A 1,470-nucleotide genomic window follows, 5' to 3' on the forward strand; every position below is an offset into this window, starting at 1 on the left:
TGATATGTACCCCCTTTACTGGACACCAGTAAAGGGGGTTTTTACGTGAAATATGATTTTGTATTTAAATTAAATTGTGTCGAGCTATACAGAAATGGTCAATGGCCTGAAACACCAGCAGGAATTGGTCAAAAGAATTTTAGAAAACGAATTGTTACTTGGTCAAGAATTGCAGATATTTATGGAATTGATACTTTAAAGCATCCTTCAACATGTAAAGAACGTACAGCTGAAGGAAGGTATTCTCTTGTAGCTAGAGTTTTAGCTGGAGAATCACAAAAAAGTGTTGCAATAATTGCTGGAATTGATTCAGGGCTATTGTCTAAATGGGTACAGATATATAAAATAAAAGGGTACGATGGTCTGTATTTAAAGAAAGGTAGACATGGTAAGGAGCCCTTCATGAAAAAAGACAATAAACCAAAAGAACTTTCACCTTCTGAAAGAGAAGAATTAATTAGATTAAGGGCAGAGACAGAGTACCTTAAAGCAGAAAATGAATCAATAAAAAAATCTATCGCCTTGAGACGAGAAAAAGAAGCTGCGCAACTCAAGGCGAAAAAGCAGCAATCATTAAGGAACTCCGAGAAAAAGGATATGCCTTAAAGCATTTATTGAAAGCTGTAGGATTATCAAAATCTACATACTATTATGAATTAAATCATGTGTGCTTTGACGTAATCAAAAATCAGAAACTTATGGATGAAATCAATAAGATTTTTGAAGACAATAAGCAACGATATGGTGTTCGCAGAGTTCATCAGGAATTATTAAATAAAGGATATTCCATAAACCACAAAAGAGTACAACGATTAATGCATAAGATGATGTTGGCCGGCAAACGACCTAAAGAGAAATACCATTCATATAGGGGCGAAGTTGGCAGAATAGCTGACAACTTAATTAATAGAGACTTTTGTACAACTGTTCCACTTCAAAAATGGACAACAGATGTATCGCAATTTAACCTGCCATGGGGAAAATGTTATCTTTCGCCTATTTTAGATATGAATACAAATGAAGTTATCTCATACGATTTGTCAAAAAGTCCAAATATGGAGCAAATATCTAACATGTTAGAAAGAGCATTTCGGAAATTTAGTAATACTGAAGGAATCATCTTTCATTCCGATCAAGGTTGGCAGTACCAACATGCGTACTATCGTAATGAATTAAAGAAATATGGAATAATTCAATCTATGTCTCGTAAAGGAAACTGTTACGATAATTGCATTATGGAGACTTTTTTCGGAAGACTAAAGACCGAAATGTTTTATGGTCATGAAAAGGATTTTGGATCCTTCGATGAATTTAAGAAAGCAATAGATGAATATATAGATTATTATAATAACAGGAGAATTCAATCAAAAACAAAATGGATGCCTCCTGTAATATACAGGAAGACATCCATCAAGAGTGCCTAATCATCCAGTTGAATAATGATGTGTCCAGAAAACTGGGTACATATCA

The 1,470-nt window shown here is 33.9% G+C and carries 2 protein-coding genes; both read left to right on the forward strand.

What is annotated here, in order from left to right:
• Positions 1-45 precede the first annotated feature (45 nt).
• Positions 46-606 (forward strand): helix-turn-helix domain-containing protein, encoded by a 561-nt coding sequence (locus BUF11_RS23705; RefSeq protein WP_073591340.1) that lies wholly within the window; start codon positions 46-48, stop codon positions 604-606.
• Complete coding sequence (locus tag BUF11_RS23710) at positions 573-1,424, forward strand: IS3 family transposase (RefSeq protein WP_073591341.1); 852 nt, start codon at positions 573-575, stop codon at positions 1,422-1,424. The genes BUF11_RS23705 and BUF11_RS23710 overlap by 34 nt, the downstream gene beginning before the upstream one ends.
• Positions 1,425-1,470 lie beyond the last annotated feature (46 nt).

The organism is Anaerocolumna xylanovorans DSM 12503 (assembly GCF_900143645.1).
Lineage (GTDB): Bacteria > Bacillota > Clostridia > Lachnospirales > Lachnospiraceae > Anaerocolumna > Anaerocolumna xylanovorans.